The organism is Kitasatospora sp. NPDC057512 (assembly GCF_042802135.1).
GTDB lineage: Bacteria > Actinomycetota > Actinomycetes > Streptomycetales > Streptomycetaceae > Kitasatospora.
The window spans coordinates 1-2,700 of the sequence record NZ_JBHVET010000941.1 but is presented as its reverse complement, the minus strand read 5'-3'; the positions used below and the strand labels follow the sequence as shown (position 1 = coordinate 2,700).

The 2,700-nt window shown below is 69.2% G+C and carries 2 protein-coding genes; both read right to left on the bottom strand.

The window, feature by feature from the left end:
- Positions 1-41: 41 nt before the first annotated feature.
- Positions 42-1,271, bottom strand: coding sequence for a hypothetical protein (locus ACFU6K_RS36000; RefSeq protein ID WP_380670396.1), 1,230 nt, complete (start codon positions 1,269-1,271; stop codon positions 42-44).
- On the bottom strand, positions 1,268-2,050 hold the full coding sequence (locus ACFU6K_RS35995) for a hypothetical protein (RefSeq protein ID WP_380670394.1): 783 nt from the start codon (positions 2,048-2,050) through the stop codon (positions 1,268-1,270). Before ACFU6K_RS35995 ends, ACFU6K_RS36000 begins: the two co-directional genes overlap by 4 nt.
- Positions 2,051-2,700: the final 650 nt, after the last annotated feature.

The following is a 2,700-nucleotide window of genomic DNA, read 5'->3' as shown; positions in this document are numbered from 1 at the left end:
GTGCCGGCCGGCGCGTGGTCAACAAGCGCTGAGTCCTGCGGCTAGTACGACTCGTCCTCGTCGCTGTCCGGGTCATCACTGTCGATGAATCCGGCTTGGGCGTCGGGCTCGTTCTTCACGAGCGTGGCATACACCTGGAGTGCGGCATCCCGAGCCTTCGTCCACTCGTCGTGGGTGCCGAAGGGGTGAGGCGGCGGCGGGACGGTGGATGCGCTGAGCTCGGTGGCGGCCTCCATGGCGATCTCCAGGGCGACCGTGAGACGGTCCCGGTTGTCGCGGTCGCGGTCCTCGGGGCTGTCGGCGCTCCGGCTGCGGCGGTTCTCCTGCTGCTTGAGGAACCCGGCCATCACCTTGCTGGGGCTGGCGATCTCGAAGAGCCGGTGTTCGGTCAGCCGCATCGCCTGGCGGGTTTCGACGGTCGACCCCGTGATGACGACGCTGCCGTCCTCGTTGATGTCGGGGATGTTGTACTCGTGGGTGGGCCGCTCAGGGTCCCACCCCGACCACGCGGTGGCGAGCATGCGCAGGCCGTGGGGGTGGCTCGCCAAGTCGCTGAGGATCACCGGCGGGATGCCGCGGTAGGGGGTGGTGCCCTCGTAGAACTTGGACTCGCGGTCGCGGGTGAGGTAGCCGTCCATGATCAGGGCGTATCCGCCGCCGATCATCAGCGTGGTTCGGGCCGCGGTGTCACCAGCGAGCGCCAGCTCCAGCAGCTCGGTGGGCGCCTTGTAGATCGGCGTCCAGGCGGCGGCAGTCACGGTTTCGATGAGGTAGCCGCCGTCCCCGAAGGCGTTGCGGGCGGTCTGCAGGGAGGCGGGCTTGTGGGTGCCCTTCTCCTTGCGGCTCTTGGACCTGCGGATGTCCCGGTCGACGATGACGCCGAGCATGAAGCTGAACTGCTTGGTCGTCACGGCACGGCGGGCCATGATGTTGCGGATCTCGGCCTTGGCCGCGCGGAACGCGGCACCGCTGGCGAGGCGCTGGGTGGTGTAGATCGCGCGCCAGATGGGGGAAGCGTCGGGGCAGCCGATCAGGTCGGGGAGCTCGGCGAGCGGCGTGACCCCGGTGATGATGTCGCCCTGGCTCCGCGTCAGCACGCCGCGGGCGACGAGCCCGTCGATGACCTGGTTGGCGATGTTGTGCCACATCGCGTCCTGGGTCCAGGGGTTCTTCTCGAGGTGCTCGCCGGCGACGAGGTTCTCCACCATCGTGACGAAGGAGAAGGTGCTCTCCGGGGCGAGCGGGTTCGCGGTCGTGGTCTGCGTGGTCACTGGCCGGCCTCCGGGGTGTTGCCGTTGTGGGCGCCGACGACCAGGCGGATGGGCACGGTCGTGGCCTGGCCGACGCGGACGACCTGGTCGGTCAGCCCGCGCTGGTAGGCGGTGTTGTAGGTGACGACCTCGTCCCGCACCGCGCGGCGCAGGCTGTTGGGGTCGCGCAGGAGGTCCTCGACCACGGCGTCGCCGGTGCCCTCGTTGCTCCGCGCGGTGCGGGTCTTCGCGGCGGAGGAGAGCCGGGAGATGCCGTCCACGACGACGGGCAGCACACGGGAGGGCGAGCCGTCGGTGAAGGTGACCCTGACCAGGATGACCAGGAGCGGCTCGGACACGCCGCGCTGCATGATCGAGTCCGAGTAGTCGGACTTCGGGGTGTTCAGCGTGCTGACCACCGTCTCGCGGACCAGCTCGGCGAGCTCCTTCGGGGAGGAGAACTCGCACCGGGCCTGTGCGAGCGGGTGACCGTTCCCGTCGTGTTCGTCCAGCAGGCGGGGCGCCGGCACGGACAGGGAGAGGGCGGCGATGCGCGGCTGATACAGCGGGAACAGCATCCGGGCCCAGGCCCGGCATTCGATCACGTCCAGGGCGCCGCCCGGAACGGCTACCTCGCTGAGCAGCGAGACGCCGTTGGGCTGTGCGGTGACCAGCAGGGCGGCCCGTTCGGGTTCGACCTGCAGGGCCGCTGCGGCCTTTTGGGCGTCCTCGTCGAGGTTGGTGCGCGGGTTCCTCTCCAGCCGCATGGCGACCTTCCGCAGTGCGGCGGTGGCCGGCATCTCCGGCAGGGGCAGGGGCCGGCGGGTGATGCTGAGAGCCTCGAGGTCGTGATCCGACTGGGCGGGGAGCTCGATGTGGGGCCGGAGGTTGTGCGGTTCGCGGAAGAGGGGAATGTGCTCGGTCACTGGGTGTGCCCATCGTGACACCGCCGTGCAGCCGAGTTGCTGCGCGGCTTTAGCGGCGCGACGCCGGAAGGCCAGAAGTGTCGTCCGCCCACGGAGGGAACTGCCGTCGCCTGACGGGGTGTGCTCCGTGGCGCCTGCCACGTCGTGCAGCAGTACGAACATTCACCGCCCGGATTGCCGGTCGGGTCGCAGTGCCCCAGTGGGGCCACCCGGATTTGGGAGTCCAGGTGTCGTACGTCGCACTGACGCGGTTCGACGCAGGAGGAGCGTGACTCATGATCGGACGATACGTCAAGTCGATAGTCCGATGAGTGACTGATCGTCAGGCCGCACCCGATGGTTGGGACGTCCTGGTCCTCGCTGGCGGCAGATCCTGACGGCAACACCGACGGACATGAAACGGCAGGGAAGGCCGCCAGCGCCCGCTTGTCGGGAGGGGCGCGAGGCTTCGCTGAGCCGGCCCGAAAGGTCGAACGAGCTTACAAAGCAGATGTCGGCGGTTCGAAACCGTCCGCGCCCACAGC

What these genes read in the sequence shown, in the direction of transcription:
- ACFU6K_RS35995 (WP_380670394.1), bottom strand. Translation starts at nt 2,050, where the DNA reads ATGCCGGCCACCGCCGCACTGCGGAAGGTCGCCATGCGGCTGGAGAGG.